The following is a 26,999-nucleotide window of genomic DNA, read 5'->3' as shown; positions in this document are numbered from 1 at the left end:
TCTTGGAGGTACGGCCAGGCTGGAGGCCAACACAGACCACTTGTCCGGCCTTTTTAGCACACTCCCGGAGGCCATTCCATCCGCCCGCCCCTTGACCGTGGGCGCGCCCGGCGCCACCCTGAGCCACTTTTCTTTCGTGCCATCGCGGCCACCGGCCGCCAAGAGGAACTACCCCATGAGCGTTCGCCTCGGGATTGTCATGGACCCCATCGCGTCCATCTCCTACAAAAAGGACAGCTCGCTGGCCATGCTGCTGGCTGCCCAGGCCCGCGGCTGGAGCCTGTTCTACATGGAACAGCGCGACCTGTACCAGGCCCAGGGCAAGGCCCGCGCGCGGATGCGTCCGCTCAAGGTGTTCGCCGACCCGGCCCGCTGGTTCGAGCTGGACGAGGAGCAGGACAGCCCCCTGGCCGAGCTGGACGTGATCCTGATGCGCAAGGACCCGCCCTTCGACATGGAGTTCGTCTACAGCACCTACCTGCTGGAACAGGCCGAGGCCGAAGGCGTCCTGGTGGTCAACCGCCCGCAGAGCCTGCGTGACTGCAACGAGAAACTGTTCGCCACGCTGTTCCCGCAGTGCACGCCGCCGACCCTGGTCAGCCGCCGCCCGGACATCATCCGCGCCTTCGCCGCCGAACATGGCGATGTGATCCTCAAGCCGCTCGACGGCATGGGCGGCACCTCGATCTTCCGCCACCGGGCCGGCGACCCCAACCTGTCGGTGATCCTCGAGACCCTGACCGCGCTCGGCGCCCAGCAGATCATGGCCCAGGCCTACCTGCCGGCGATCAAGGACGGCGACAAGCGCATCCTGATGATCGACGGCGAGCCGGTGGACTACTGCCTGGCGCGCATCCCGGCCAGCGGCGAGACCCGCGGCAACCTGGCCGCCGGCGGACGCGGCGAAGCCCGGCCGTTGAGCGAGCGCGACCGCTGGATCGCCGCCCAGGTCGGCCCGACCCTGCGCGAAAAGGGCCTGCTGTTCGTCGGCCTGGACGTGATCGGCGACTACCTCACCGAAATCAACGTCACCAGCCCGACCTGCATTCGCGAGATCGACGCGGCCTACAACACCGATATCGGCGGCCGCTTGATGGACGCCATTGATCGCCAGTTGCAGGCGCGCTGACCGCCGACACGTGGCAAACCCGCGGAGTGGGGTATGATGCCGGTCCTTTTCGCTGACCTGCGCCCTGTTTCGCGGTTGCTGGATACCTGATGACGCTGCCCGCCGACATCCCCGCCGACCTGCTGCCACCCCGCGTTCGCCCGGTGGACCGGCTCGGCTTCACCCTGTTCCTGGCTGCCCTGGTGCACCTGGCGCTGATCCTGGGCGTGGGTTTCACCGTGGTCAAACCGGCTGATATCCGTCACACCATGGACATCACCCTGGCCACCTTCAAGAGCGAAAAAGCGCCCGAGAAAGCCGACTTCCAGGCCCAGGACAACCAGCAGGGCAGCGGCACCCTGGATAAAAAGGCGGTGCCCAAGACCACCGAGGTCGCGCCGTTCCAGGACAGCAAGATCAACAAGATCACCCCGCCACCGGCCGCGAAACCGGAAACCCCGCCCGCACCGGCGAAGTCCGTGGTCGCCACCCAGGCGCCGAAAACCCAGAAGGTCGAGCCCAAGCCGAAGGAAAGCAAGCCGCAGCCCAAACCCGAAGCCAAGGTGCCGGACTTCGACAGCTCGCAGCTGTCCAGCCAGATCGCCAGCCTCGAGGCCGAGCTGTCCCATGAACAGCAACTGTATGCCAAGCGCCCGCGCATCCATCGCCTGAACGCCGCCTCAACCCTGCGCGACAAGGGCGCCTGGTACAAGGAAGAGTGGCGCAAGAAGGTCGAGCGCATCGGCAACCTCAACTACCCCGAGGAAGCCCGACGCCAGCAGATGTATGGCAGTTTGCGAATGATGGTATCGATCAACCGCGATGGCTCGCTGTACGAAGTGCTGGTGCTGGAGTCCTCGGGCCAGCCGGTGCTGGACCAGGCGGCCCAGCGCATCGTGCGCCTGGCGGCGCCGTTCGCGCCGTTCACCGGCGACCTGGCGGAATTCGACCGCCTGGAGATCATCCGCACCTGGCGCTTTGCCCGCGGGGACAAGCTGTCGAGCAACTAACGGCAAGGCTTGCTTGGCCCCTGTAGGAGCGGCCTTGTACCGCGAAAGGGCTGCACAGCAGCCCCGGCGATTCTGCACGAGGCCAAGATCCTTGGGGCCGCTACGCAGCCCTTTCGCGGCACAAGGCCGCTCCTACAAGGGGCACCGACAGCCACTCGCGCACCTTGCCAGCCCCGCCACCTGGCGCCACACTAGCGGACATGAAGACCCTCGCCCCCAGCTACCTCAAGCACCAGTTCCTGATCGCCATGCCGCACATGGCCGATCCGAACTTTGCCCAGACCCTCACCTACATCGTCGAGCACAATGCCCACGGCGCCATGGGCCTGGTGGTCAACCGCCCGCAGGAGCTGAACCTGGCCGACATCCTCGAGCAGTTGCGCCCGAACGACGAGCCGCCCGCCAGCACCCTGCACATTCCGATCTACCAGGGCGGCCCGGTGCAGACCGACCGCGGTTTCGTGCTGCACAGCAACGACCGCAACTACCAGGCCACGGTCGAGCTGGAGGGTCTGTCGCTGTCCACCTCCCAGGACGTGCTGTTCGCCATCGCCGCCGGCGACGGCCCGCGCAAGAGCCTGATCACCCTGGGCTACGCGGGCTGGGAAGCCGGCCAGCTGGAGGCGGAGCTGGCCGATAACGCCTGGCTCAACTGCCCCTTCGACCCCGAGATCATCTTCGGCCTGGCCAGCGACCAGCGCCTGGGCGCCGCCGCCGCGAGCCTGGGGATCAACCTCAGCTTGCTGACCAGCCAGGCGGGCCACGCCTGATGGCCGAACTGCGTCTGCTGCTGGGCTTCGACTACGGCACCCGGCAGATCGGCGTCGCCGTCGGCCAGGTGATCACCGGCCAGGCCCGCGAACTGTGCACGCTCAAGGCGCAGAACGGCGTGCCGGACTGGAACCAGGTCGAGAAGCTGATCAAGGAATGGAAACCCGACGCCATCGTCGTCGGCCTGCCGCTGAACATGGACGGCACGCCCAGCGAGATGAGCGAGCGCGCCGAGAAGTTTGCCCGGCGCCTGCACGGTCGCTACAACCTGCCGGTGCACACCCACGACGAACGCCTGACCACCTTCGAGGCCAAGGGCGAGCAGATGGCCCGAAGCGGGCGCCATGGCAGCTACCGCGACAACCCGGTCGACGCCATCGCCGCCGCCCTGCTGCTGCAAGGCTGGCTGGAGGCCAACACTTAAATCCGCTTTGCCGCCGGCTGGAGCCGGCGCCCGCCTTCCGAGGAGCACGCAATGAGCCTACCCAATCCCGCCGACCTGATCCGGCAGATGGCCGTCGACCTTCGCGCCCACCTGGCCCGCCGCGGCATCAGCGAGCCGCGCTTCATCGGCATCCGCACCGGCGGCGTGTGGGTGGCCCAGGCCCTGCAGGCCGAGCTGGGCGACCAAGGCCCGCTGGGCACCCTGGATGTGTCCTTCTACCGCGACGACTTTAGCCAAAACGGCCTGCACCCGCAGGTGCGCCCGTCCGAGCTGCCGTTCGAGATCGAAGGCCAGCATCTGGTGCTGGTGGACGACGTGCTGATGAGCGGGCGCACCATTCGCGCCGCCCTTAACGAACTGTTCGACTATGGCCGCCCGGCCAGCGTGACCTTGGCCTGTCTGCTCGACCTGGATGCCGGCGAATTGCCGATCCGCCCGAATGTACTCGGCGCCACCCTGTCCCTGGCGGCCCATGAACGGGTAAAATTGACCGGACCCACGCCGCTCGCCCTCGAGCGCCAGGACCTCGCTCCCGCTTCCGCCCTTTAAGAGTCCCCCGCGATGACGCCATTCGACGCCAAGCGCCCGCTGCAGCTCAATGACCAGGGCCAGCTGCGCCACTTCCTCTCGCTCGACGGTTTGCCCCGCGAACTGCTCACCGAGATCCTCGACACCGCCGACTCCTTCCTCGAAGTCGGCGCCCGGGCCGTGAAGAAAGTCCCGTTGCTGCGCGGCAAGACCGTGTGCAACGTGTTCTTCGAGAACTCCACCCGTACCCGCACCACCTTCGAACTGGCCGCCCAGCGCCTGTCGGCCGACGTGATCAGCCTGAACGTGTCGACCTCCTCGACCAGCAAGGGCGAGACCCTGTTCGACACCCTGCGCAACCTGGAGGCCATGGCCGCCGACATGTTCGTCGTGCGCCACTCCGACTCCGGCGCCGCCCACTTCATCGCCGAGCATGTGTGCCCGGACGTGGCGGTGATCAACGGCGGCGACGGCCGCCACGCCCACCCGACCCAGGGCATGCTCGACATGCTCACCATTCGTCGGCACAAGGGCGGTTTCGAAAACCTCTCCGTGGCCATCGTCGGCGACATCCTGCACTCGCGGGTGGCCCGCTCGGACATGCTCGCGCTCAAGGCACTGGGCTGCCCGGACATCCGCGTGATCGGTCCGAAGACGCTGATCCCGATCGGTATCGAGCAGTACGGGGTGAAGGTCTACACCGACCTCGCCGAAGGCCTCAAGGACGTCGACGTGGTGATCATGCTGCGCCTGCAGCGCGAGCGCATGGCCGGTGGCCTGCTGCCCAGCGAGGGCGAGTTCTACCGCCTGTTCGGCCTGACCACCGCGCGCCTGGCCGGTGCCAAGCCGGATGCCATCGTCATGCACCCGGGCCCGATCAACCGCGGCGTGGAGATCGAATCGGCAGTGGCCGACGGCCAGCACTCGGTGATCCTCAACCAGGTCACCTACGGCATCGCCGTGCGCATGGCCGTGCTGTCCATGGCCATGAGCGGGCAGAACGCGCAACGTCAATTCGACCAGGAGAACGCCCAGTGACCATCAGCATTATCGGCGCCCGGGTCATTGATCCTGCCAGCGGCCTGGACCGCATCACCGACCTGCACCTGGACGGCGGCCGTATTGCCGCCATCGGCGCGGCGCCGGCCGGCTTCAGCGCCAGCCGCACGATCCAGGCCGACGGCCTGGTGGCCGCCCCGGGCCTGGTCGACCTCGGTGTCTCCCTGCGCGAGCCGGGCTACAGCCGCAAGGGCAACATCGCCAGCGAAACCCGTGCCGCCGTGGCCGGTGGCGTCACCAGCCTGTGCTGCCCGCCGCAGACCAAGCCGGTGCTGGACACTTCGGCGGTCGCCGAACTGATCCTCGACCGCGCCCGCGAAGCCGCCAACAGCAAGGTCTACCCGATCGGCGCCCTGACCAAGGGCCTGGAAGGCGAGCAACTGGCCGAACTGGTGGCCCTGCGCGACACCGGTTGCGTGGCCTTCGGCAACGGCCTCAAGGAAATCCCCAACAACCGCACCCTGGCCCGTGCCCTGGAGTACGCGGCGACCTTCGACCTGACCGTGGTGTTCCACTCCCAGGATCGCGACCTGTCGCAAGGCGGCCTGGCCCACGAAGGCCCGATGGCCAGCTTCCTCGGCCTGCCGGGCATCCCGGAAACCGCCGAAACCGTGGCCCTGGCCCGCAACCTGCTGCTGGTCGAGCAGACCGGCGTACGCGCCCACTTCACCCAGATCACCAGCGCCCGCGGCGCCCGGCTGATCGCCCAGGCCCAGGCGCTGGGGCTGCCGGTCACCGCCGACGTGGCGCTGTACCAGCTGATCCTCACCGACGAGGCGCTGCGCGACTTCTCAAGCCTCTACCACGTGCAGCCGCCGCTGCGCACCGCCGCCGACCGCGACGGCCTGCGCGAGGCGGTGAAGTCCGGGGTGATCCAGGCGATCTCCAGCCATCACCAGCCCCACGAGCGCGACGCCAAGCTGGCGCCGTTCGGTGCCACCGAGCCGGGGATCAGCAGCGTCGAGCTGTTGCTGCCGCTGGCCATGACCCTGGTCGAGGACGGCCTGCTCGACCTGCCTACCCTGCTGGCACGCCTGAGCAGCGGCCCGGCGGCGGCCATGCGCCTGCCGGCCGGCGAACTGAGGGTGGGCGGCGCGGCGGACCTGGTGCTGTTCGATCCAAAAGCGTCCACGGTTGCTGGCGAGCAGTGGTTCTCTCGCGGCGCCAACTGCCCGTTCATCGGCCACTGCCTGCCGGGCGCGGTGCGTTATACCTTGGTCGACGGGCACGTCTGCCACGAGGCCTGACCACGGTTTACTCGCCCTCCTGTAGGAGCGGCCTTGTGCCGCGAAAGGGTCGCGCAGCGACCCCGGGATTTCGGGCCACACAGAAATTGCCGGGGCCGCTCTGCGGCCCTTTCGCGGCGCAAGGCCGCTCCTACACCGACCGGGCTCGACCTGAAGCCAGGAGCAACCATTCATCCAATGTGGTTGAAATCCTTCCCCCCTCCCCCCATATGAGTCTGCATCAGGCATTTTCGCCCCGCTGCGTGGAGACTCTCCCTTGACTACCATCGTTTCTGTCCGCCGTAACGGCAAAGTCGTCATGGGCGGCGACGGCCAGGTTTCCCTCGGCAACACCGTGATGAAAGGCAACGCCAAGAAGGTCCGTCGCCTGTACAACGGCCAGGTCATCGCCGGCTTCGCCGGTGCCACCGCCGATGCCTTCACCCTGTTCGAGCGCTTCGAAGCCCAGCTGCAGAAACACTCCGGCCACCTGGTGCGTGCCGCCGTCGAGCTGGCCAAGGAATGGCGCACCGACCGCTCGCTCAGCCGTCTGGAAGCCATGCTGGCCGTGGCCAACAAGGACGCCTCCCTGATCATCACCGGCAACGGTGACGTGGTCGAGCCCGAGGACGGCCTGATCGCCATGGGCTCCGGTGGCGGCTACGCCCAGGCCGCGGCCCGCGCGCTGCTGAACAAGACCGACCTGTCGGCCCGTGAAATCACCGAGGCCGCCCTGAACATCGCCGGCGACATCTGCGTGTTCACCAACCACAACCTGACCATCGAGGAGCAGGACCTGGCCGAGTGAATCAGTTGTTTTGGCGTCCCGCTCGCAGCGGGACTTTTCCACACTGATCACTCTGCTCGAGGACCACATTCATCATGTCCATGACCCCCCGCGAAATCGTTCACGAACTCAACCGCCACATCATCGGCCAGGACGACGCCAAGCGCGCCGTCGCCATTGCCCTGCGCAACCGCTGGCGGCGCATGCAGCTCCCCGCCGAGCTGCGTGCCGAAGTGACCCCCAAGAACATCCTGATGATCGGCCCCACCGGCGTCGGCAAGACCGAGATCGCCCGCCGCCTGGCCAAGCTGGCCAACGCGCCGTTCATCAAGGTCGAAGCGACCAAGTTCACCGAAGTGGGCTACGTTGGCCGTGATGTCGAGTCGATCATCCGCGATCTGGCCGACGCCGCCCTGAAGATGCTCCGCGAGCAGGAAATCGTCCGCGTGCGCCACCGCGCCGAGGACGCCGCCGAAGATCGCATCCTCGACGCCCTGTTGCCGCAGGCGCGGGTCAGCAGCTTCAGCGAGGAAGCCCAGCAGTCCAGCAGCGACTCCAACACTCGCCAGCTGTTCCGCAAGCGTCTGCGCGAAGGCCAGCTGGACGACAAGGAAATCGAGATCGAAGTCGCCGAGAACATGGGCGTCGAGATCGCCGCGCCGCCCGGCATGGAAGAGATGACCAACCAGCTGCAGAGCCTGTTCGCCAACATGGGCAAGGGCAAGCGCAAGAGCCGCAAGTTGAAGGTCAAGGATGCCCTGAAGATGGTCCGCGACGAGGAAGCCGGCCGCCTGGTCAACGAGGAAGAGCTCAAGGCCAAGGCCCTGGAAGCGGTCGAACAGCACGGCATCGTGTTCATCGACGAGATCGACAAGGTGGCCAAGCGTGGCAACGTCGGCGGCGCCGATGTCTCCCGTGAAGGCGTGCAGCGCGACCTGCTGCCGCTGATCGAGGGCTGCACCGTCAACACCAAGCTGGGCATGGTCAAGACCGACCACATCCTGTTCATCGCCTCCGGCGCCTTCCACCTGAGCAAGCCGAGCGACCTGGTGCCCGAGCTGCAGGGCCGCCTGCCGATCCGTGTCGAGCTCAAGGCGCTGACCCCGGAAGACTTCGAGCGCATCCTCAAGGAGCCGCACGCCTCGCTGACCGAGCAATACAGCGCCCTGCTCAAGACCGAGGGCCTGAACATCGAGTTCGCCGCCGACGGCATCAAGCGCCTGGCCGAGATCGCCTACCAGGTCAACGAAAAGACCGAGAACATCGGTGCCCGCCGCCTGCACACCCTGCTCGAGCGCCTGCTTGAAGAGGTGTCGTTCAGCGCCGGCGACCTGGCCAGCACGCATGACGAGACGCCGATCCACATCGACGCCGCCTACGTGAACAGCCACCTGGGCGAGCTGGCGCAGAACGAAGACCTGTCGCGTTACATCCTGTAAGACCGCATGGGGCCGCTGCGCGGCCCATTCGCGGCACGAGGCCGCTCCTACAGGGGGGGACTGCATTCTCCTTGTAGGAGCGGCCTTGTGCCGCGAAAGGGCTGCAAAGCAGCCCCCTTGCACAATCTCCTGAATCTCCCGAAGCTTGCACCATCAGCTCACCAGAGATTCCACCCATGGCCCGCCTCCCCACCGCCATCAACCTGCACAAAGCCTCCAAGACCCTCACCCTCACCTACGCCCCCGGCGAGGTCTACCAGCTGCCCGCCGAATTCCTGCGCGTGCACTCGCCCTCCGCCGAGGTCCAGGGTCACGGCAATCCCATCCTGCAGTTCGGCAAGATCAACGTCGGCCTCAGCGGCCTGGAACCAGCCGGTCAATATGCACTGAAACTGAGCTTCGACGACGGCCATGACTCCGGATTGTTCACCTGGGAGTACCTCGAGCAGCTGTGCCTGCGCCAGGAGCAGCTGTGGGCCGACTACCTCGACGAATTGCACAAGGCCGGCAAGTCCCGCGACCCGTCCGAATCGGTGGTGAAATTGATGCTCTAGCTCAAGGCTCGCAAGCTTTAGAGCGCATTTTCTAATCTCATCTGCTTGAATGCCTTGATGACTGCCAAAGATTGGCTGTCTTGCGCATTACACGAAAGTCGGGTAACCAATGGAGCTGGCAAGTTCCCTGCATTGCCTTGATGGCAGGCAGGGCCAGGCCGGTATGTAGAGGTCGCGAGCGAAAGCAGGTTGTCTTCACACGCAGAAACCCACGCAGCTCATCATCGGCACGCATCCGGTCGCAGCACCGCTGTTCCTTATCACTGGTCACCCGAGTAGCAGTACCGGGCTGTCACAGCACGCCGGTACTCGTCTCAGGACAACGGAGCGTCGTAGATGAGTAACAAGAACAACGATGAGTTGCAGCGGCAGGCCTCGGAAAACACCCTGGGGCTGAACCCGGTCATCGGCATTCGCCGCAAGGATCTGCTGACATCGGCGCGCACGGTACTGCGCCAGGCGGTACGCCAGCCCCTGCACAGCGCCAAGCACGTGGCGCATTTCGGCCTGGATCTGAAGAACGTGCTGCTGGGCAAGTCGGCCCTGCAGCCCGAAGGCGACGACCGTCGCTTCGCCGACCCGGCGTGGAGCAAAAACCCCCTGTACCGCCGCTACCTGCAGACCTATCTGGCCTGGCGCAAGGAGCTCAACGACTGGATCGGCGAAAGCGACCTGTCGCCCCAGGACATCAGCCGCGGGCAGTTCGTCATCAACCTGGTGACCGAGGCCATGGCCCCCACCAACACCCTCTCCAATCCCGCCGCGGTCAAGCGCTTCTTCGAGACCGGCGGCAAGAGCCTGCTCGACGGGTTGTCCAACCTGGCCAAGGACATCGTCAACAACGGCGGCATGCCCAGCCAGGTGAACATGGAGGCCTTCGAGGTCGGCAAGAACCTCGGCACCAGCGAAGGCTCGGTGGTGTACCGCAACGATGTGCTGGAGCTGATCCAGTACAGCCCCATCACCGAACAGGTGCACAGCCGTCCGCTGCTGGTGGTGCCGCCACAGATCAACAAGTTCTATGTGTTCGACCTGAGCCCGGAAAAGAGCCTGGCGCGCTTCTGCCTGCGCTCCCAGCAGCAGACCTTCATCGTCAGCTGGCGCAATCCGACCAAGGCCCAGCGCGAGTGGGGCCTGTCGACCTACATCGACGCGCTCAAGGAGGCGGTCGACGCGGTGCTGTCGATCACCGGCAGCAAGGATCTGAACATGCTCGGCGCCTGCTCCGGCGGCATCACCTGCACCGCGCTGGTGGGCCACTACGCCGCGCTTGGCGAGAAGAAGGTCAACGCCCTCACCCTGCTGGTGAGCGTACTCGACACCACCGTCGACACCCAGGTCGCGCTGTTCGTCGACGAGCAGACCCTGGAAGCAGCCAAGCGCCACTCCTACCAGGCCGGGGTGCTCGAAGGCAGCGACATGGCCAAGGTGTTCGCCTGGATGCGCCCCAACGACCTGATCTGGAACTACTGGGTCAACAACTACCTGCTCGGCAACGAGCCGCCGGTGTTCGACATCCTGTTCTGGAACAACGACACCACCCGCCTACCGGCCGCCTTCCACGGCGACCTGATCGAAATGTTCAAGAACAACCCGCTGATCCGCTCCGACGCCCTCGAGGTATGCGGCACCGCCATCGACCTGAAGAAGGTCGACTGCGACATCTACAGCGTCGCCGGCACCGCCGACCACATCACCCCGTGGCAGTCGTGCTACCGCTCGGCGCACCTGTTCGGCGGCAAGATCGAGTTCGTGCTGTCCAACAGCGGCCATATCCAGAGCATCCTCAATCCGCCGGGCAACCCCAAGGCGCGCTTCATGACCGGCGAGGACCGCCCGGACGACCCGGTGGCCTGGCAGGACAACGCCATCAAGCATGCCGACTCCTGGTGGCTGCACTGGCAGGCCTGGCTGGGCGAGCGCGCCGGCGAACTCAAGAAGGCGCCTACAAAGCTGGGTAACCGCACCTATACCGCAGGCGAGGCCGCACCGGGAACATACGTGCACGAGCGTTGAACCGAACCGCCGCGATGGGCTTGTCGGCGCATCGCGGCGCTACCTTCACCACAGAGTCACGCGCATGCCGCAACCGTACATTTTCAGGACCGTCGAGCTGGACGATCAGTCCATCCGCACCGCGGTCCGGCCGGGCAAGCCACACCTGACACCGTTGTTGATCTTCAACGGCATCGGCGCCAACCTCGAGCTGGTGTTCCCGTTCATCGAGGCGCTGGACCCGGACCTGGAGGTCATCGCCTTCGACGTGCCCGGGGTCGGCGGCTCGTCGACGCCCCGCCACCCCTACCGCTTTCCCGGCCTGGCCAAGCTGACCGCGCGCATGCTCGACTACCTGGACTACGGCCAGGTCAATGTCATCGGCGTGTCCTGGGGCGGCGCCCTGGCCCAGCAGTTCGCCCACGACTACCCCGAGCGTTGCAAGAAGCTGGTGCTGGCCGCCACCGCCGCCGGCGCGGTGATGGTGCCGGGCAAGCCCAAGGTGCTGTGGATGATGGCCAGCCCACGGCGCTACGTGCAGCCCTCCCATGTGATCCGCATCGCCCCGCTGATCTATGGCGGCGGCTTCCGGCGCGACCCGGACCTGGCCATGCAGCATGCCTCGAAGGTCCGCTCGGGCGGCAAGCTGGGCTACTACTGGCAGCTGTTCGCCGGGCTCGGCTGGACCAGCATCCACTGGCTGCACAAGATCCACCAGCCCACCCTGGTGCTGGCCGGCGACGACGATCCGTTGATCCCCCTGATCAACATGCGCCTGCTGGCCTGGCGAATTCCCAATGCCCAGCTACACATAATCGACGACGGCCACCTGTTCCTGATCACCCGGGCCGAGGCCGTCGCGCCGATCATCATGAAATTCCTCGAGCAGGAACGCCAACGCGCGGTCATGCACCCCCGGCCCGCTGCGCGCACCTGATCCCGCTCCCATGGCCCCAGGAAAGCTGTCGTGGGAGCGGGCTTGCCCCGCGATCGGCCCGATTGCTAAACGATGGAGTGTTGGCATGAAAGACAAACCGGTGCCCGTCACCAGCATGAACGTGCAGAACGCCATCACCGGCCTGCGCGGTCGCGACCTGATCTCGACCCTGCGCCAGGTCGGCAGGATCAGCCTGCGCAACCCGCTGCACACCGCCCATCACCTGCTGAGCCTCGGCGGCCAGCTGGGCCGCGTGCTGATCGGCGACAGCGCCTATCAGCCCCACCCCCGCGACACGCGCTTCAGCGACCCGACCTGGAGCCAGAACCCGTTCTACCGCCGCAGCCTGCAGGCCTACCTCGCCTGGCAGAAGCAGACCCGCCTGTGGATCGAGGAAAGCAGCTTGGCCGACGATGATCGCGCCCGGGCGCAGTTCCTGTTCAACCTGGTCAGCGACGCCTTCGCCCCGAGCAACTCGCTGCTCAACCCGCTGGCGGTCAAGGAGCTGTTCAACACCGGCGGCCTGAGCCTGCTGCGCGGGGCCAGCCACCTGCTCGACGACCTGCGCCATAACGACGGCCTGCCGCGCCAGGTGGACGAACGCGCCTTCGAAGTCGGCGGCAACCTCGCCGCCAGCCCTGGTGCTGTGGTGTTTCGCAACGAGCTGCTGGAGCTTATCCAGTACAAACCCATGAGCGAGAAACAGTACGCCCGGCCGCTGCTGGTCATACCGCCACAGATCAACAAGTTCTACATCTTCGACCTGAGCCCGACCAACAGCTTCGTCCAGTACATGCTCAAGCAGGGCCTGCAGGTGTTCATGGTCAGCTGGCGCAACCCCGATCCGCGTCACCGCGAGTGGGGCCTGTCCAGTTACGTACAGGCCGTGGAGGAAGCGCTCAACGCCTGCCGCAGCATCAGCGGCAGCCGCGATCCCAACCTGATGGGCGCCTGTGCCGGCGGCCTGACCATGGCCGCGTTGCAGGGCCACCTGCAGGCCAAGAAGCAACTGCGCAAGGTGCGCAGCGCCACCTACCTGGTGAGCCTGCTCGACAGCCAGTTCGACAGCCCCGCCAGCCTGTTCGCCGACGAGCAGACCATCGAGGCGGCCAAGCGCCGCTCGTACCAGCGCGGCGTGCTAGATGGCGGCGAAGTGGCGCGGATCTTCGCCTGGATGCGCCCCAACGACCTGATCTGGAACTACTGGGTCAACAACTACCTGATGGGCAAGACCCCGCCGGCGTTCGACATCCTCTACTGGAACGCCGACAACACCCGCCTGCCCGCCGCCCTGCACGGCGACCTGCTGGACTTCTTCAAGCTCAACCCGCTGACCTTCCCCGAAGGGCTGGAGGTGTGCGGCACGCCGATCGACCTCAAGCAGGTCGGGCTGGACAGCTTCACCGTGGCCGGCAGCAACGACCACATCACCCCGTGGGACGCGGTCTACCGCTCGGCCCTGCTGCTCGGCGGCGACCGGCGTTTCATCCTGGCCAACAGCGGCCATATCCAGAGCATCATCAACCCGCCCGGCAACCCCAAGGCCTACTACCTGGAAAACCCCAAGCTCTCCAGCGACCCGCGGGCCTGGTTCCACGATGCCCAACGCCGCGACGGCAGCTGGTGGCCGCTGTGGCTGGAATGGATCAGCGAGCGCTCCGGCACGCTGAAGGCGCCCCGCGAGGAACTGGGCAACGCCACCTACCCAGCGCTGGGCCCCGCGCCGGGCAGCTACGTATTGGCGCGCTGACCGGATGAAGACCCGCGACCGTATCCTCGAATGTGCCTTGCAGCTGTTCAACCGCCAGGGCGAGCCGAACGTCTCGACCCTGGAGATCGCCAACGAACTGGGGATCAGCCCCGGCAACCTGTACTACCACTTCCACGGCAAGGAGCCGCTGGTGATCGGCCTGTTCGAACGCTTCGAAGAGGCGTTGATGCCACTGCTCGATCCGCCCCTGGACGTGCGCCTGGACGCCGAGGACTACTGGCTGTTCCTGCACCTGATCGTCGAGCGCATGGCCCAGTACCGCTTCCTGTTCCAGGACCTGTCCAACCTCACCGGGCGCCTGCCCAAGCTGGCGCGGGGCATGCGCAGCCTGATCAACGCCCTCAAGCGCACCTTGGCGGCATTGCTGGCCAGCCTCAAGGGCCAGGGCCAGGTGACCAGTGAAACCCAGGCGCTGGGGCAACTGGTGGAGCAGATCACCCTGACCCTGATGTGCTCGCTGGACTACCAGCGGGTACTGGGGCGCGAGGGCGACGTGGGGGTGGTGGTGTACCAGGTGATGATGCTGGTGGCGCCGCATCTGCAGGCACCGGCACGCAGGGCGGCGGAGCAGTTGGCGATGCGGTATCTGGAGGGGTAGGCGCGTCAGATCAGCGTTGAAGCTTTCGCGGGTGAACCCGCTCCCACAGGATTGTGAAAAACCTGTGGGAGCGGGTTCACCCGCGAAATGGGCGACGCGGTGTCAGGCCTGGGTGGCCGCGTTCACCGGTGCCGACGGCGTGCTGCTGGCCGGGGCCGCGCTCGGGGCCGGAGCCGCGGTGGCGGCAGGTGCCGGAGCAGCCGGCTTGGCTGCCGCCGACTTGGCCGGGGCGGTTTTTTTCACAGCCGGTTTCTTGGCAGCAGCGGGTTTGGCCGCAGGCTTGGCTGCCGGTTTGGCCGCCGCGGTTTTCGCCGCAGGCTTGGCCGCCGGTTTTGCCGCGGCGGTCTTGGCCGCAGGCTTGGCTGCCGCCTTGGCCAGGGGCTTGGCCGCGGTCTTGCTGGCACCGGCCTTGGAGATCGGGGTCACCGACGCGCCGGTCAGCTTCTCGATCTGCTTGGTCAGCGAGTCGACCTGCTGGTGCAGGGCCTTGATCTCATTGCGGCTGGGCACGCCCAGGCGCGAGATGGCGCTGTTCAGGCGCTTGTCGAAGGCCTCTTCCAGCTCGCTCCACTTGCCCAGCGCACGGTCCTTCACGCCCGACACCCGGGAGTTGGTCGACGACTTGGCGCTTTCGGCCACGTCTTCGGCGGTTTTCTTCGCCTGTTTCTCGGCCTTTTCGCCATCCTTCACCAGCGAATCGAACAGCTTCGGACCATCCTGGTCGACCTTGGAGTAGATACCCAGGCCAGCCAACCAGATCTTGCGGGAGTACTTCTCGATTCCGCCGATCCAGGAGCTGCCTTCTTTCTCGGTGTTCTTCTTGCCAGCCATCCTGCTCTCCTTATGGTTTGTGCGCGACGCGCTCGAGCAGCTCGTGCAGCTGTTCAAGCTTGATGGACAACGCCTCAACGTCATGTTTAGACGGAATGCCGAGGCGATTCAAGGCGCGACCGACACGGGCGTCGAAGGCTTTCTCGATTTTGTCCAGTTGGACCTCGACCTTGCCGCGTACCCGGCTGACTTCCTGGGTGGCTTCGTCAAGATGGCCGTTGGCCGCCTCGAGCTCCTTGCCCAGGCGCTTCTTGCCGCGTTTCTCGACGCCTTCGCCGGCCTTCACCAGCTCCTTGAAGTAGTCGGAACCTTCCTGGCCGACGCGGGCGTAGGCACCGATGCCCGCCAGCCAGATCTTGCGGGCGTAGCCGCGCACCTCGCCCAGGGTACTGCCTTGGGCGTCGTCTTTCTGCTTGAGATTCACTTTGGCCATGCTCTGCACCTCATGCTCGTTCAAGGGAGGGAGGAACTGCCCTGGGAGGCAGGGCTTGAGCGTGAAGGTAGGCGGAAAAATTAGAATCCTCACCCTAAGGTGAGGTCATGCAGCGTTTAGTTTGCGTGGGAGCGGGCTTGCCCCGCGATAGCGATTGCCTGGGCTGGCGCCATCGCGGGGCAAGCCCGCTCCCACAATAACTGCTCCCACAAGGTCCGCTCCCGCAAACAGCAAGGAGCGCGCAGTGTCAGGCCAGCGCCTTGTCCAGCGCCCGCTCGATCTCGCCCTTGATGCTGCCACTCATCATCGACAGCATCATGCCCAACTTCAGCTCGACGCGGATGGTGTCCTCGCCAATGTGCACGCTGCCGTTGGCGCCGCTGCGCGTCACATCGACGCGGTCGCCGTTCCAGGTGGCCTTGAGGTCGTATTCGCGGGTCAGCTTGTCGACCAGCGCCTCGGCCTTGGCACGGGCGGCATCACGGCCGAGGGAGTGTTTGCGTTCGACGCTGATCTGGGTCATGCGGGTGTTCCTGGATATGAAGACATAATCACCATTATGCCCGCCCCCTCTGCATGACACACCCCGCCAAGACAAATCCGCCCGCAGCCCCTAGAATGGCCGTAATTTTTTTCTGGTGAAGCGATATGACCGACCAGCGCAAAGGCGACCACGCCGAACCCACTACTCACTTCGGCTACCAGGACGTGCCCGAGAGCCAGAAGGCGAAGAAAGTCGCCGAGGTGTTCCATTCGGTGGCCGCCAAGTACGACCTGATGAACGACGTGCTGTCCGGCGGCATGCACCGCCTGTGGAAGCGCTTCACCATCGAGCTGTCCGGCGTGCGCAGCGGCAATCGGGTGCTGGACATCGCCGGTGGCACCGGCGACCTGGCCGCCAAGTTCTCGCGCCTGGTCGGCCCGACCGGCCAGGTGGTGCTTGCCGACATCAACGACTCGATGCTCAAGGTCGGCCGTGACCGCCTGCTTGATCGCGGCGTGGCCGGCAACATCGAGTTCGTCCAGGCCGACGCCGAGAAGCTGCCGTTCCCGGACAACCACTTCGACTGCGTGACCATCGCCTTCGGCCTGCGCAACGTGACCCACAAGGACCAAGCCATCCGCTCCATGCTGCGGGTGCTCAAGCCCGGTGGCCGCCTGTTGATCCTGGAGTTCTCCAAGCCGACCAACAAGCTGATGTCCAAGGCCTACGACGCCTACTCGTTCGCCTTCATGCCGCTGGCCGGCAAGCTGATCACCAACGACTCGGAAAGCTACCGCTACCTGGCCGAATCGATCCGCATGCACCCCGACCAGGAAACCCTCAAGAGCATGATGGTCGAGGCCGGCTTCGACCGCGTCACCTACCACAACATGACCAGCGGCATCGTCGCCGTGCACCGGGGGATCAAGCCCTGATGCTCCTGGCCGGCCTGCTCGCCAGCGCCGAGCACGGGCTCAACCGTGTCCTGCGCCTGGACAGCACCGCCCTCCCGCGCCTGGCGGCGTTGGAAGGGCGGGTGATCGAGATCGACTGCGTGCAGCCGGCCCTGAAGCTGTTCGTGCTGCCCGACGAGGAAGGCCTGATGCTCGCCGCCCACTGGGAGAGCGAGGTCGACTGCACGCTGCGCGCCCCCGCCGGGCGCCTGGCGCAGCTGGCCCTGGCTAAGGACAAGACCGCCGTGTTGCACAGCCCCCAGGTCGAACTGCATGGCGACAGCGCCGTGCTGCTCGACCTGTTCGGCATCCTGCAGGACCTGCAACTGGACTGGGAATACGAGCTGCAGCGCTGGCTGGGCCCGGTGCCCACCGCGCTGATCGCCGGCCACCTGCGCCTGCGCGCGCGCTGGACCCGCCAGGGCCTGGCGCGCTTCAGCGAGAACCTCTCCGAGTACCTGGCCGAGGAATCCCGTACCCTGGTCGGCAAACGCGAAGCCGAAGCGGCGTTCAGCGAACTCGATGCGCTGAAGGTCGACATCGAACGTCTCGAGGCGCGCCTGCGTCGCCTCGCCCACACTCTTGATACCAGCGATAACGCATGAAGCTGCTCGCCGTCCGCCGTCTGTTGCGCATCCAGCGCGTCGTGATCCGCTACCGCCTCGATGACCTGCTGTTCGAACAGCCCCTGCTGCCCTGGTGGCTGGCCAGCCTGCGCCTGCTGATGCCCTGGCGCTGGCTGCCGCGCAAGCCCCTGGAGCTGAGCCGCGGCGCGCGCCTGCGCCTGGCGCTGCAGGACCTGGGACCGATCTTCATCAAGTTCGGCCAGTTGCTCTCCACCCGCCGCGACCTGCTGCCCACCGACATCGCCGACGAGCTGATGCTGCTGCAGGACCGGGTGCCGCCGTTCGACCCGCAGCACGCCGTGGCGCTGATCGAGGAACAGCTCGGGGCGAAGGTGGGCGAGGTATTCAGCCGCTTCGACGTCGAGCCGCTGGCCTCGGCCTCGGTGGCCCAGGTTCACGCCGCGCGCCTGAAGAGCGGCGAGGAAGTGGTGGTCAAGGTGGTGCGCCCGGGCCTCAAGCCGATCATCGCCCAGGACCTGGCCTGGCTGTTCCTGATCGCCAAGGCCGCCGAGCGTGCCTCGGCCGATGCCCGCCGCCTGCACCCGGTGGAGATCGTCGGTGACTACGAGAAGACCATCTACGACGAGCTCGACCTGCTGCGCGAGGCGGCCAACGCCAGCCAGCTGCGACGCAACTTCGAAGGCTCCGAGCTGATGTACGTGCCGCAAGTGTACTGGGACTTCTGCCGGCCCAAGGTGCTGGTGATGGAGCGAATCTATGGCGTGCCGGTCACCGACATGGCCACCCTGGCCGACCAGCGCACCGACATGAAGATGCTCGCCGAGCGCGGCGTCGAGGTGTTCTTCACCCAGGTGTTCCGCGACAGCTTCTTCCACGCCGACATGCACCCGGGCAACATTTTCGTCAGCACGGTCAAGCCTTGGAGCCCGCAGTACATCGCCATCGACTGCGGCATCGTCGGCAGCCTCACCTCCGAGGACCAGGACTACCTGGCCCGCAACCTGATCGCCTTCTTCAAGCGCGACTACCGCCGCGTGGCCCAGCTGCACATCGATTCGGGCTGGGTGCCGGCGCAGACCAAGGTCAACGAGTTCGAGGCGGCGATCCGCACCGTGTGCGAGCCGATCTTCGAAAAACCCTTGAAGGACATCTCCTTCGGCCAGGTGCTGATGCGCCTGTTCCAGACCGCCCGGCGCTTCAACATGGAGGTCCAGCCGCAGCTGGTGCTGCTGCAGAAGACCCTGCTCAACATCGAAGGCCTGGGCCGCCAGCTGTACCCCGACCTCGACCTGTGGAGCACCGCCAAGCCGTTTCTCGAGCGCTGGATGCGCGAGCGCATGAGCCCGAAGGCTGTGATCGGCAACCTGTACAGCCAGGCCGAGCAACTGCCGCACCTGGCCGACATGACCCGCGACCTGCTCGAGCGCCTGTCGCAACCGCATCTGCACGACGCGCAACTGCCCGAGCGGCGCCGCGCCGGCGACAACTGGGCGCTGCGCCTGCTCGGCGCCGGCCTGCTCGGTGGCGGCGCCACCCTGGCGGCCGGTGCCGTCAGCCTCAGCGCCCCGGCCGCCTGGCCGGCGTGGCTGATGCTGGCCGCCGGCCTGTACCTGATCGTGCGCCGATAGCCAGCCGCGCCGCCGGCTGGCACACTAGCGCAAAGGGGCCCGGTACGGGAGCGGGCCCGGTTTGGAGTCGACGATGAAAGACTGGCTGGACGAGATCAAGTGGAACAGCGATGGCCTGGTGCCGGCGATCGCCCAGGACCACAAGACCGGGCGCGTGCTGATGATGGCCTGGATGAACCGTGAATCCCTCGCCCTGACCGCCGCCGAGCATCGCGCCATCTACTGGTCGCGCTCACGGGGCAAGCTGTGGCGCAAGGGTGAAGAGTCGGGCCATGTGCAGAAGCTTCACGAAATGCGCCTGGACTGCGACGCCGACGTGATCATCCTGATGGTCGAGCAACTGGGCCATATCGCCTGCCATACCGGCCGCGAAAGCTGCTTCTACCGCGTCTTCGAGGACGGCCAGTGGAAAACCGTCGACCCGGTCCTGAAGGATCCGGACGCCATCTACAGCGCAGGACACTGACATGAGCGACACCCTGAACCGCCTCGCCGAGGTGCTGGAGGAACGCAAGCACGCGGCGCCGGACAGCAGCTACGTGGCCAGCCTGTATCACAAGGGCCTGAACAAGATCCTCGAGAAGCTCGGCGAAGAGTCCATCGAGACCATCATCGCCGCCAAGGATGCCGCCGCCAGCAAGGATTACAGCGATGTCATCTATGAAACCGCAGACCTGTGGTTTCATAGCCTGGTCATGCTCAGCGCGCTGGGCCAGCATCCGCAGGCGGTGCTTGATGAGCTGGAGCGTCGGTTCGGGTTGTCCGGGCATGACGAGAAGGCTGCGCGTCAGCCTTCTGCCTGAATAATTGCGGGGGCGCGTTGCGCCCCTTTCGCGGCGCAAGGCCGCTCCTACAGGGGCCCGCGTCGCCTGACAGATTCGCAATACCCTGTGTAGGAGCGGCCTTGTGCCGCGAAAGGGCTGCAACGCAGCCCCAGAGTCCGAAAGACAGACACACATTTTCAGGAGCTTGAAATGGGCATTTTTGACTGGAAACACTGGATCGTCCTGCTGGTCGTCGTGGTGCTGGTGTTCGGCACCAAGAAACTGAAGAACTTCGGCAGCGACCTGGGCGAATCGATCAAGGGCTTCCGCAAAGCCATGAACGAAGAAGAAACCAAGCCCGCCGAGCAGACCCCGCCGCCGGCGCAACCGGTTCCGCCGGTACAGAACACCGCGCAGCAGGCCCAGGGCCACACCATCGAGGGCCAGGCCCAGCCGGTCCAAGAGCCGCAGCGGAAAGACTGACCCATGTTCGGCATCAGTTTCAGCGAGCTGCTGCTCGTCGGCTTGGTCGCCCTGCTGGTGCTCGGCCCCGAGCGCCTGCCGGGGGCCGCGCGCACCGCGGGCCTGTGGATCGGCCGCCTCAAGCGCAGCTTCAACGCGATCAAGATGGAGGTCGAGCGCGAGATCGGCGCCGACGACATCCGCCGCCAGTTGCACAACGAGCATATCCTGCAGATGGAGCAGGAGGCCAAGCGCATCCTCAATCCGCTGACACCACCGGCGCAGCCGCCGGCCAGCGCTGAAACGCCCGCCACACCCGCCGTCGAAGCCGCCCCCGCGCAGCCGACCGCGACGCCACCCTCCGAGCCGCCCCAACCGCCACGAGCCCCATGAGCGAGAATCCGGAACATGACCAGCCGATGCCGCTGGTTTCGCACCTGACCGAACTGCGCACCCGCCTGCTGCGCTGCGTCGCCGCCATCTTCCTGATCTTCGCCGGGCTGTTCTCCTTCGCCCAGCAGATCTACACCCTGGTCTCGGCGCCGCTGCGCGCGCACCTGCCGGCCAACGCGACGATGATCGCCACCGACGTGGCCTCGCCGTTCCTCACGCCGTTCAAGCTGACCATGATCGTCTCGCTGTTCCTGGCGATCCCGTTCATCCTGCAGCAGATCTGGGGGTTCATCGCCCCGGGCCTGTACCGCCATGAAAAGCGCATCGCCATCCCGCTACTGGTATCGAGCATCTTCCTGTTCTATGCCGGCATGGCCTTCGCCTACTTCCTGGTGTTCCCGCTGATCTTCGGCTTCTTCGCCAGCGCCACCCCCGAGGGCGTGTCGATGATGACCGACATTTCCAGCTACCTCGACTTCGTCATGACCCTGTTCTTCGCCTTCGGCGTCGCCTTCGAGATCCCGGTGGCGGTGGTGCTGCTGGTGTGGATCGGCGTGGTCGACGTGCAGTACCTGAAGAAGATCCGCCCGTACGTGATCATCGGCTGCTTCGTGGTCGGCATGATCCTCACCCCGCCGGACATCTTCTCCCAGACCCTGCTGGCCGTGCCCATGTGGCTGTTGTTCGAGGTCGGTGTGCTGTGCGGCAGCCTGATCCGCAAGCGCAGCCACGAGCCGGACGCAGCGAACAACGACCACAACGACCAGCCGCCTGCGACCCAACCGTGAACCTGTTGCTTCTTGAAGAAGCCGACTTCGTGTCGGCCGACCGCGTCGTCCTGGCTGATCGCCGCTTCACCCACATGCAGGAGATCCACCGCGTGGCGGTGGGCGACAGCCTGCGCGTCGGGCGCATCGGCGGCCTGATGGGCAAGGCCGAGGTCATCCGCCTCGAAGGCCATGAAGCCGAACTGCGGGTGGCCTTCGACCAGCCACCGCCGGCCAAGCTGCCACTGACCCTGGTGCTGGCCGTGCCGCGGCCGAAGATGCTGCGCCGGCTGTTCCAGACGGTCGCCACCCTGGGCGTGCCGCGGCTGATCCTGGTCAACAGCTACAAGGTTGAAAAGAGTTTCTGGCAGACCCCGTTCCTCCAGCCTGAAACCATCCGCGAAAACCTAATTCTCGGCCTGGAGCAGGCCCGCGACACGGTGCTGCCGGAAGTGATCATCGAGAAGCGCTTCAAGCCCTTCGTCGAAGACCGCCTGCCCGCCATCGCCGAAGGCTCCCTGGGCCTGGTCGGCCATCCCGGCCCCTACCCTGCCTGCCCACGCGCCGTGGATGGCCCGGTAACCCTGGCGATCGGCCCCGAAGGCGGCTGGATCCCCTACGAGGTCGAGTTGCTCGGCAAGGCCGGACTGGCCCCGGTGCAACTGGGCGACCGCATCCTGCGGGTGGAAACGGCGGTCACTGCCCTGCTTTCGCGAATTTTCTGACAGCGGGGTCAGGTTTTCACCATCAAGTTTCCCCGCCCCCCGCCGATGGCCTGTGCAACAGAACAATAATCCGCACTGCCACGCGCCGGGGAGTCGTCTATGTACCGTTGGTTTGCCCAGTCACTGGGAAATGTAAGCGTCAATCGCAAATTGGGGATCGGCTTCGGCCTGGTGCTGCTGCTCACCCTCGGCATCACCTTCACCGGTTGGCTGGGCATCGACAGCGTCACCAGCCGGGGCGACAAGCTCGGCAACATCTCGGTGATCCACCAGTACACCCAGGACTTGCGCCTGGCCCGCCTGGGCTATGAGCGCAACCGTGACGACGCCGCCGTGGCGGAACTGGAAAAGGCCCTGGCCAATCTTGAGCGCCAGGTGCAGTTCATGCTCGGCCAGATCGAGCTTGCCGGCGACCGTGAGCGCCTGAACAAGCAGCAGGATGCCGTGCGCCAGTACCAACAGGCCTTCACCGAACTCAAGCAGGCCGGCCAGCGCCGCGAGGCCAGCCGCGCCACCCTGGGCGACAGCGCCGACAAGGCCGCCGAGCTGATCGGCAAGGTCCAGCAGCGCCTGCTGCAGGGTGGTGATATCCAGCAGTACCAGGAAGTGGTGCAGGTCGCCGCCCTGTTGCAGCAAGCGCGCTTCCAGGTGCGCGGCTACACCTACAGCGGCAAGGCCGAGTTCCAGCAGACCGCGCTCGGCGCCATCGACCAGGCCATGACCGTGCTCAAGGCGCTGCCGGGCAAGCTTGCGGCCGAGTTCGCCGCCAGCCTCGACGACGCCGCCAGCGCACTGGCCGCCTACCGCGACGCGGTGAACCAGTTCGGCAACGCCCAGGCCGCCAGCGAGCAGGCGTTGACGCGCATGTCGGCGCAAGGCCAGCTGCTGCTGGTCACCAGCCAGGAAATGAGCGTTTCACAAACCACCGTGCGCGACCAGGGCACCCAGCAGGCCAAGACCCTGCTGGCCGGCGCCACCGCCCTGGCCCTGCTGCTGGGGGTGCTGGCCGCCTTCGCCATCACCCGGCAGATCATCGTGCCACTGCGCCAGACCCTCGCCGCCGCCGAACGCGTGGCCGGCGGCGACCTGCGCCAGGACCTCAAGGCCGATCGACGCGACGAGCTGGGCCAGTTGCAGGCCAGCATGCAGCGCATGACCCAGGCCCTGCGCGAGCTGATCGGCGGCATCGGCGACGGCGTGACGCAGATCGCCAGCGCCGCCGAGGAACTGTCGGCGGTCACCGAGCAGACCAGCGCCGGGGTCAACAACCAGAAGGTCGAGACCGACCAGGTCGCTACAGCGATGAACGAGATGGCCGCCACCGTCCAGGAAGTGGCGCGCAACGCCGAGCAGGCCTCGGAGGCGGCGCTGATGGCCGACCAGCAGGCCCGTGAGGGCGACAAGGTGGTGGGCGAGGCGATCAGCCAGATCGAGCGCCTGGCCGGCGAGGTGGTCAACTCCAGCGAGGCGATGAGCCAGCTCAAGGCCGAGAGTGACAAGATCGGCAGCGTGCTCGATGTGATCAAGTCGGTGGCCCAGCAGACCAACCTGCTGGCGCTCAACGCCGCCATCGAGGCCGCCCGCGCCGGCGAGGCAGGCCGTGGTTTCGCCGTGGTCGCCGACGAGGTACGCAGCCTGGCCCAGCGCACCCAGCAGTCCACCGAGGAGATCGAGGAGCTGATCGCCAGCCTGCAGAACGGCACCGAACGCGTGGCCAGCGTCATGGACAGCAGCCGCGCCCTGACCGACAGCAGCGTCGAGCTGACCCGTCGCGCCGGCGACTCGCTGGGCACCATCACCCGCACCGTGTCGTCGATCCAGTCGATGAACCAGCAGATCGCCACCGCCGCCGAGCAGCAGAGCGCTGTGGCCGAAGAGATCAACCGCAGCGTGATGAACGTGCGCGACATCTCCGACCAGACCTCGGCGGCGAGCGAGGAGACCGCCAGCTCCAGCGTCGAGCTGGCCCGTCTGGGGACGCATCTGCAAGCTCTGGTCGGACGTTTCAGGCTCTAATTCGCGGCTTGCGGGCTGTAGGCCTTGCCCTTCAGCCTGTAGCGAATTTTCCTACTCGATTTGCAGGTCCAGTCCGACGGACTCCCGGCCGATGAGCAAGGGCCATGGCGGCATTCTGCCGCCATGGCCTTCTCTCAATTGGACGGAGACCTGCCATGTTCGGATACCTTGACCGCCACCTCGGCAACCTCGGCGTCGGGCTCAAGCTCGCCCTGGGTTTCGCCGTGGTGCTGATGCTCACCCTGGCCACCACCCTCAGCGGCTGGAGCGCCCTGGACGGCGCCATCGAGCGCTCGGAGCAGCTCGGCGACATCGGCCAACTCAACGACCTGACCCGCGACCTTCGCGCCGAGCGCATCACCTACCGGGTGCTCGCCGACGACGTCAGCAGGATCCGCATCGCGACCATCCTGGAACAGTTGCACGACCGCCTGACCCTGCTGCAGCAACGCAGCGGCGTCGATTCGTCGCGACAGATGCTGAACCAGAAACTGCAGTTGCTGCAGCGCCTGAAGGCCGACTTCGCCACCCTGCAGAACACCGTGGACAGCCGCGAAAGCTTGCGTGTGGCGATGCAGGCGCAGGCAGGCGTGCTCGAAGCCGTGATCGACGAGCTGCAGACCCAGGCCTTGCTGAAGCTGCCGGGCGACGGCCGGCAGGGTAGCGTGGTCGGCCTCATGGATACCCTGGGCCGCCATATCGAGTCCGCCAGCCAGCAAAGCCTGGTACCGGCCTATGCCTTCTCGCCCCGGGACAACTTCGCCAGCATGGGCGATACCGCGCTGCAGGCAGCGAACAGCAGCCTCGGCCAATTGCTGCGGGCCATCGCCCCACTGGAACTGCCCGGCACATTGACCCAACGCCCGCAGGTCGAGCTGGACCGCTACCGCGACGTCTTGCGCCAATACCGCGAGGCCGCGCTCAAGGTCGAGCAGTTGCAGGACAGCATGGAGAAGATGGGCGACGAGCTGCAAACCGTGAGCCGCGAACTAAGCGACCGCAAGGTCGAGCAGCGCGACAACGAGGCCCTGGCCGACCGCTCGCTGCTGACCAGCGTAGCCGTGCTGGCGCTGGTGTTCGGCGTCCTCGCTGCCTGGCTGATCACCCGACAGGTCACCCAACCCCTGCGCCAGGTGCTGGCCCAGGCGGAGCGCATTGCCCGTGGCGACCTCAGCCAAGTACAGACGGTGCAGCGCCGCGACGAGATGGGCCAGTTGCAGACGAGCATGCGCGAGATGACCTTGAGCCTGCGCGAGCTGCTCGGCGGCATCGACCAGGGCGTCGGTCACCTGTCCCGCGCCGCGACGGTGCTGGCCGGCGCCAGCGTGGACACCCGCGAGCGCATTGGCCAGCAACAAGAGGAGACCGACCAAGTGGCCACCGCCATGAACCAGATGAGCGCCACGGTGCAGGAGGTCGCGCAGAACGCCGAGCAGGCCTCGCAGGCGGCCACCGCCGCCGACCGTCAGGCACAGCTGGGTGACGAGGTGGTGGCCGAGGCGATTGCCCGCATCGAGCAGTTGGCCGGGCAGATGGACCACTGCCTGACGGCCATGGGTCACCTGGCCGGTGAAAGCCAGCGCATCGGTTCGATTCTCGATGTGATCAAGTCGGTATCCGAGCAGACCAACCTGCTGGCGCTTAACGCCGCCATCGAGGCCGCCCGGGCCGGCGAGGCCGGGCGCGGTTTCGCCGTGGTGGCCGACGAGGTGCGCGGCCTGGCCCAGCGCACGCAGCAGTCGACCGAGGAAATCGAACTGCTGATCGACAACCTGCACCGTGGCACCGACGAGGTGACCGGCCTGTTGGACGACAGCAAGCGCCTGACCGGGCAAAGCGTCGAACTCAGCCGCAAGGCCGGCGCCGCGTTGGGGCAGATTACCGAGACGGTGTCGACGATCCAGGGCATGAACCAGCAGATTGCCACGGCCAGCGAGCAGCAAAGCGTGGTGGCCGAGCAGATCAACCGTAGCGTGATCAATGTGCGGGATGTTTCGGAGCAGACGCGGGCGGCCAGTGAACAGACGGCGGTTTCGAGTGGGGAGTTGGAGCAGTTGGGGCAGCAGTTACGGGGCATGGTGGGACGGTTCAATCTCTAAGCCTTGCAGGCGTGCCCAGATCGCCAGGACCTGAAACCAGACCGACGGCTTTGGCTTTGGCTTTGGCTTTGGCGATCAGAAGATTAACACCGCAGCTCACTAGCGACAGCTGCGCCATCCCAGGCGCCGCCCGTAACTTCGCGACTTCAGGAGGCCGAACGCAGGTCTTGCGGAGGGAGGTGACGGGCATGGATGCCCGTCAAGCGCTGCGCCCCAGGATGGGGCGTTCAGCGCGGTCCTCCCGGGAGCAAGGCCGGAGTGAGGGAACCCGGAGCGAAGCGGAGGGCCGGATGAATGGAGCGAGGATTTTTTGGTTCCTTTTTGATCCTTCAAAAAGGAACTCGCCGTAAGGGCGAAAAGGTGACTATGCGTCGACATCGAAAATGAATGCACTTACAACCATTAAAACCAGCGCCGACCGACTTTGACTTTGACTTTGACTTTGACTTTGACTTTTAAAGCATGTGTTTTGAAAGCTATATGCGCATTCATTCGCGATGGTGACGCGAAGTCACCTTTCCGCCCTTACGGCGGGTAACTTTTTGAAGGATCTGTAGAGACCGGACACATGGTGGACACGTGTACGGAGACATGGTTGACACTTCCTGGCAGCCCCCTTTGCCAGGATT

The 26,999-nt window shown here is 66.0% G+C and carries 28 protein-coding genes and 1 pseudogene; 26 read left to right on the top strand and 3 right to left on the bottom strand.

Going from position 1 to position 26,999, the window contains the following annotated elements:
- Positions 1-175: 175 nt before the first annotated feature.
- The 14 genes from gshB to LU671_RS16445 all read left to right on the top strand — a co-directional run bounded on the left by gshB (position 176) and on the right by LU671_RS16445 (position 14,228).
- Entirely contained in the window at positions 176-1,129 is a 954-nt protein-coding gene (gshB, locus tag LU671_RS16510; protein WP_050707244.1) for a glutathione synthase, read from the top strand.
- 89 nt (positions 1,130-1,218) lie between these two features.
- Positions 1,219-2,118 (top strand): energy transducer TonB, encoded by a 900-nt coding sequence (locus LU671_RS16505; protein WP_203648312.1) that lies wholly within the window; start codon positions 1,219-1,221, stop codon positions 2,116-2,118.
- Between the two features lie 200 nt (positions 2,119-2,318).
- On the top strand, positions 2,319-2,888 hold the full coding sequence (locus LU671_RS16500; RefSeq protein WP_203648314.1) for a YqgE/AlgH family protein: 570 nt from the start codon (positions 2,319-2,321) through the stop codon (positions 2,886-2,888).
- Complete coding sequence (gene ruvX, locus LU671_RS16495) at positions 2,888-3,313, top strand: Holliday junction resolvase RuvX (protein ID WP_110734721.1); 426 nt, start codon at positions 2,888-2,890, stop codon at positions 3,311-3,313. Before LU671_RS16500 ends, ruvX begins: the two co-directional genes overlap by 1 nt.
- 51 nt (positions 3,314-3,364) lie before the next feature.
- Entirely contained in the window at positions 3,365-3,883 is a 519-nt protein-coding gene (gene pyrR / locus LU671_RS16490; protein ID WP_050707247.1) for a bifunctional pyr operon transcriptional regulator/uracil phosphoribosyltransferase PyrR, read from the top strand.
- A 12-nt stretch (positions 3,884-3,895) separates the two neighbouring features.
- A complete protein-coding gene (locus tag LU671_RS16485; RefSeq protein ID WP_050707248.1) occupies positions 3,896-4,900 on the top strand; it encodes an aspartate carbamoyltransferase catalytic subunit in 1,005 nt (334 codons plus the stop codon).
- Positions 4,897-6,168: a dihydroorotase gene (locus tag LU671_RS16480; RefSeq protein ID WP_232856273.1), complete on the top strand. Its 1,272-nt coding sequence runs from the start codon at positions 4,897-4,899 to the stop codon at positions 6,166-6,168. Before LU671_RS16485 ends, LU671_RS16480 begins: the two co-directional genes overlap by 4 nt.
- A gap of 256 nt (positions 6,169-6,424) precedes the next feature.
- The gene (gene hslV / locus LU671_RS16475) at positions 6,425-6,955 is read left to right on the top strand and encodes an ATP-dependent protease subunit HslV (protein ID WP_011536056.1); all 531 of its coding nucleotides are present in this window, start codon (positions 6,425-6,427) and stop codon (positions 6,953-6,955) included.
- A gap of 74 nt (positions 6,956-7,029) precedes the next feature.
- Positions 7,030-8,373 (top strand): ATP-dependent protease ATPase subunit HslU, encoded by a 1,344-nt coding sequence (gene hslU / locus LU671_RS16470; protein WP_232856272.1) that lies wholly within the window; start codon positions 7,030-7,032, stop codon positions 8,371-8,373.
- A 176-nt stretch (positions 8,374-8,549) separates the two neighbouring features.
- Positions 8,550-8,927 (top strand): gamma-butyrobetaine hydroxylase-like domain-containing protein, encoded by a 378-nt coding sequence (locus LU671_RS16465; RefSeq protein WP_232856271.1) that lies wholly within the window; start codon positions 8,550-8,552, stop codon positions 8,925-8,927.
- Positions 8,928-9,263: 336 nt separating this feature from the next.
- A complete protein-coding gene (gene phaC / locus LU671_RS16460; RefSeq protein WP_232856270.1) occupies positions 9,264-10,943 on the top strand; it encodes a class II poly(R)-hydroxyalkanoic acid synthase in 1,680 nt (559 codons plus the stop codon).
- A gap of 64 nt (positions 10,944-11,007) precedes the next feature.
- Entirely contained in the window at positions 11,008-11,859 is an 852-nt protein-coding gene (gene phaZ, locus LU671_RS16455; protein ID WP_203648324.1) for a poly(3-hydroxyalkanoate) depolymerase, read from the top strand.
- A gap of 85 nt (positions 11,860-11,944) precedes the next feature.
- On the top strand, positions 11,945-13,609 hold the full coding sequence (gene phaC, locus LU671_RS16450) for a class II poly(R)-hydroxyalkanoic acid synthase (protein WP_232856269.1): 1,665 nt from the start codon (positions 11,945-11,947) through the stop codon (positions 13,607-13,609).
- 4 nt (positions 13,610-13,613) lie between these two features.
- Complete coding sequence (locus LU671_RS16445) at positions 13,614-14,228, top strand: TetR/AcrR family transcriptional regulator (RefSeq protein WP_203648328.1); 615 nt, start codon at positions 13,614-13,616, stop codon at positions 14,226-14,228.
- A 102-nt stretch (positions 14,229-14,330) separates the two neighbouring features.
- Here LU671_RS16445 and LU671_RS16440 read toward each other — a convergent pair whose 3' ends face one another.
- From LU671_RS16440 to LU671_RS16430, 3 genes are all read right to left on the bottom strand, one after another.
- On the bottom strand, positions 14,331-15,059 hold the full coding sequence (locus LU671_RS16440; RefSeq protein ID WP_232856268.1) for a phasin family protein: 729 nt from the start codon (positions 15,057-15,059) through the stop codon (positions 14,331-14,333).
- Positions 15,060-15,069: 10 nt separating this feature from the next.
- Positions 15,070-15,492 carry a phasin family protein gene (locus tag LU671_RS16435; protein WP_110734707.1) on the bottom strand — a complete coding sequence of 141 codons (423 nt, stop codon included), beginning with the start codon at positions 15,490-15,492 and terminating at the stop codon, positions 15,070-15,072.
- Between the two features lie 247 nt (positions 15,493-15,739).
- Positions 15,740-16,015 carry a polyhydroxyalkanoic acid system family protein gene (locus LU671_RS16430; protein WP_110734705.1) on the bottom strand — a complete coding sequence of 92 codons (276 nt, stop codon included), beginning with the start codon at positions 16,013-16,015 and terminating at the stop codon, positions 15,740-15,742.
- Positions 16,016-16,140: 125 nt separating this feature from the next.
- Between LU671_RS16430 and ubiE the strand changes: the two genes are divergently transcribed.
- The 12 genes and pseudogenes from ubiE to LU671_RS29745 all read left to right on the top strand — a co-directional run bounded on the left by ubiE (position 16,141) and on the right by LU671_RS29745 (position 26,370).
- On the top strand, positions 16,141-16,911 hold the full coding sequence (ubiE, locus tag LU671_RS16425; protein WP_203648331.1) for a bifunctional demethylmenaquinone methyltransferase/2-methoxy-6-polyprenyl-1,4-benzoquinol methylase UbiE: 771 nt from the start codon (positions 16,141-16,143) through the stop codon (positions 16,909-16,911).
- The gene (locus tag LU671_RS16420) at positions 16,911-17,534 is read left to right on the top strand and encodes a ubiquinone biosynthesis accessory factor UbiJ (RefSeq protein ID WP_232856267.1); all 624 of its coding nucleotides are present in this window, start codon (positions 16,911-16,913) and stop codon (positions 17,532-17,534) included. Before ubiE ends, LU671_RS16420 begins: the two co-directional genes overlap by 1 nt.
- A complete protein-coding gene (ubiB, locus tag LU671_RS16415; protein WP_232856266.1) occupies positions 17,531-19,144 on the top strand; it encodes a ubiquinone biosynthesis regulatory protein kinase UbiB in 1,614 nt (537 codons plus the stop codon). Before LU671_RS16420 ends, ubiB begins: the two co-directional genes overlap by 4 nt.
- Before the next feature lie 73 nt (positions 19,145-19,217).
- Positions 19,218-19,610, top strand: coding sequence for a phosphoribosyl-AMP cyclohydrolase (gene hisI / locus LU671_RS16410; RefSeq protein ID WP_050707261.1), 393 nt, complete (start codon positions 19,218-19,220; stop codon positions 19,608-19,610).
- 1 nt (position 19,611) lies between these two features.
- Positions 19,612-19,947, top strand: coding sequence for a phosphoribosyl-ATP diphosphatase (locus LU671_RS16405; RefSeq protein WP_050707262.1), 336 nt, complete (start codon positions 19,612-19,614; stop codon positions 19,945-19,947).
- Positions 19,948-20,118: 171 nt separating this feature from the next.
- On the top strand, positions 20,119-20,391 hold the full coding sequence (locus LU671_RS16400) for a twin-arginine translocase TatA/TatE family subunit (protein WP_028688374.1): 273 nt from the start codon (positions 20,119-20,121) through the stop codon (positions 20,389-20,391).
- Positions 20,392-20,394: 3 nt separating this feature from the next.
- A complete protein-coding gene (gene tatB, locus LU671_RS16395; RefSeq protein WP_203648339.1) occupies positions 20,395-20,763 on the top strand; it encodes a Sec-independent protein translocase protein TatB in 369 nt (122 codons plus the stop codon).
- The gene (tatC, locus tag LU671_RS16390) at positions 20,760-21,551 is read left to right on the top strand and encodes a twin-arginine translocase subunit TatC (RefSeq protein ID WP_203648341.1); all 792 of its coding nucleotides are present in this window, start codon (positions 20,760-20,762) and stop codon (positions 21,549-21,551) included. The genes tatB and tatC overlap by 4 nt, the downstream gene beginning before the upstream one ends.
- Positions 21,548-22,255 carry a 16S rRNA (uracil(1498)-N(3))-methyltransferase gene (locus LU671_RS16385; RefSeq protein ID WP_232856265.1) on the top strand — a complete coding sequence of 236 codons (708 nt, stop codon included), beginning with the start codon at positions 21,548-21,550 and terminating at the stop codon, positions 22,253-22,255. The genes tatC and LU671_RS16385 overlap by 4 nt, the downstream gene beginning before the upstream one ends.
- Positions 22,256-22,354: 99 nt before the next feature.
- On the top strand, positions 22,355-24,271 hold the full coding sequence (locus tag LU671_RS16380) for a HAMP domain-containing methyl-accepting chemotaxis protein (protein WP_232856264.1): 1,917 nt from the start codon (positions 22,355-22,357) through the stop codon (positions 24,269-24,271).
- Positions 24,272-24,375: 104 nt separating this feature from the next.
- A pseudogene (locus tag LU671_RS29750) lies at positions 24,376-25,467 on the top strand (methyl-accepting chemotaxis protein); the annotation flags it as partial.
- 9 nt (positions 25,468-25,476) lie between these two features.
- Positions 25,477-26,370 carry a methyl-accepting chemotaxis protein gene (locus LU671_RS29745; RefSeq protein ID WP_420713656.1) on the top strand — a complete coding sequence of 298 codons (894 nt, stop codon included), beginning with the start codon at positions 25,477-25,479 and terminating at the stop codon, positions 26,368-26,370.
- Positions 26,371-26,999: the final 629 nt, after the last annotated feature.

Origin of the sequence: Pseudomonas sp. NMI760_13 (genome assembly GCF_021283245.1) — a bacterium.
Taxonomy (GTDB): Bacteria; Pseudomonadota; Gammaproteobacteria; order Pseudomonadales; family Pseudomonadaceae; genus Aquipseudomonas; species Aquipseudomonas peradeniyensis.
The sequence above is the reverse complement of the archived record's forward strand: the minus strand, read 5'-3'. Positions and strand labels throughout refer to the sequence as shown.

What these genes read in the sequence shown, in the direction of transcription:
- gshB (WP_050707244.1), top strand. Translation starts at nt 176, where the DNA reads ATGAGCGTTCGCCTCGGGATTGTCATGGACCCCATCGCGTCCATCTCC.
- LU671_RS16505 (WP_203648312.1), top strand. Translation starts at nt 1,219, where the DNA reads ATGACGCTGCCCGCCGACATCCCCGCCGACCTGCTGCCACCCCGCGTT.
- LU671_RS16500 (WP_203648314.1), top strand. Translation starts at nt 2,319, where the DNA reads ATGAAGACCCTCGCCCCCAGCTACCTCAAGCACCAGTTCCTGATCGCC.
- ruvX (WP_110734721.1), top strand. Translation starts at nt 2,888, where the DNA reads ATGGCCGAACTGCGTCTGCTGCTGGGCTTCGACTACGGCACCCGGCAG.
- pyrR (WP_050707247.1), top strand. Translation starts at nt 3,365, where the DNA reads ATGAGCCTACCCAATCCCGCCGACCTGATCCGGCAGATGGCCGTCGAC.
- LU671_RS16485 (WP_050707248.1), top strand. Translation starts at nt 3,896, where the DNA reads ATGACGCCATTCGACGCCAAGCGCCCGCTGCAGCTCAATGACCAGGGC.
- hslU (WP_232856272.1), top strand. Translation starts at nt 7,030, where the DNA reads ATGTCCATGACCCCCCGCGAAATCGTTCACGAACTCAACCGCCACATC.
- LU671_RS16465 (WP_232856271.1), top strand. Translation starts at nt 8,550, where the DNA reads ATGGCCCGCCTCCCCACCGCCATCAACCTGCACAAAGCCTCCAAGACC.
- phaC (WP_232856270.1), top strand. Translation starts at nt 9,264, where the DNA reads ATGAGTAACAAGAACAACGATGAGTTGCAGCGGCAGGCCTCGGAAAAC.
- phaZ (WP_203648324.1), top strand. Translation starts at nt 11,008, where the DNA reads ATGCCGCAACCGTACATTTTCAGGACCGTCGAGCTGGACGATCAGTCC.
- phaC (WP_232856269.1), top strand. Translation starts at nt 11,945, where the DNA reads ATGAAAGACAAACCGGTGCCCGTCACCAGCATGAACGTGCAGAACGCC.
- LU671_RS16445 (WP_203648328.1), top strand. Translation starts at nt 13,614, where the DNA reads ATGAAGACCCGCGACCGTATCCTCGAATGTGCCTTGCAGCTGTTCAAC.
- LU671_RS16440 (WP_232856268.1), bottom strand. Translation starts at nt 15,059, where the DNA reads ATGGCTGGCAAGAAGAACACCGAGAAAGAAGGCAGCTCCTGGATCGGC.
- LU671_RS16435 (WP_110734707.1), bottom strand. Translation starts at nt 15,492, where the DNA reads ATGGCCAAAGTGAATCTCAAGCAGAAAGACGACGCCCAAGGCAGTACC.
- LU671_RS16430 (WP_110734705.1), bottom strand. Translation starts at nt 16,015, where the DNA reads ATGACCCAGATCAGCGTCGAACGCAAACACTCCCTCGGCCGTGATGCC.
- ubiE (WP_203648331.1), top strand. Translation starts at nt 16,141, where the DNA reads ATGACCGACCAGCGCAAAGGCGACCACGCCGAACCCACTACTCACTTC.
- LU671_RS16420 (WP_232856267.1), top strand. Translation starts at nt 16,911, where the DNA reads ATGCTCCTGGCCGGCCTGCTCGCCAGCGCCGAGCACGGGCTCAACCGT.
- ubiB (WP_232856266.1), top strand. Translation starts at nt 17,531, where the DNA reads ATGAAGCTGCTCGCCGTCCGCCGTCTGTTGCGCATCCAGCGCGTCGTG.
- hisI (WP_050707261.1), top strand. Translation starts at nt 19,218, where the DNA reads ATGAAAGACTGGCTGGACGAGATCAAGTGGAACAGCGATGGCCTGGTG.
- LU671_RS16405 (WP_050707262.1), top strand. Translation starts at nt 19,612, where the DNA reads ATGAGCGACACCCTGAACCGCCTCGCCGAGGTGCTGGAGGAACGCAAG.
- LU671_RS16400 (WP_028688374.1), top strand. Translation starts at nt 20,119, where the DNA reads ATGGGCATTTTTGACTGGAAACACTGGATCGTCCTGCTGGTCGTCGTG.
- tatB (WP_203648339.1), top strand. Translation starts at nt 20,395, where the DNA reads ATGTTCGGCATCAGTTTCAGCGAGCTGCTGCTCGTCGGCTTGGTCGCC.
- tatC (WP_203648341.1), top strand. Translation starts at nt 20,760, where the DNA reads ATGAGCGAGAATCCGGAACATGACCAGCCGATGCCGCTGGTTTCGCAC.
- LU671_RS16380 (WP_232856264.1), top strand. Translation starts at nt 22,355, where the DNA reads ATGTACCGTTGGTTTGCCCAGTCACTGGGAAATGTAAGCGTCAATCGC.
- LU671_RS29745 (WP_420713656.1), top strand. Translation starts at nt 25,477, where the DNA reads ATGGGCCAGTTGCAGACGAGCATGCGCGAGATGACCTTGAGCCTGCGC.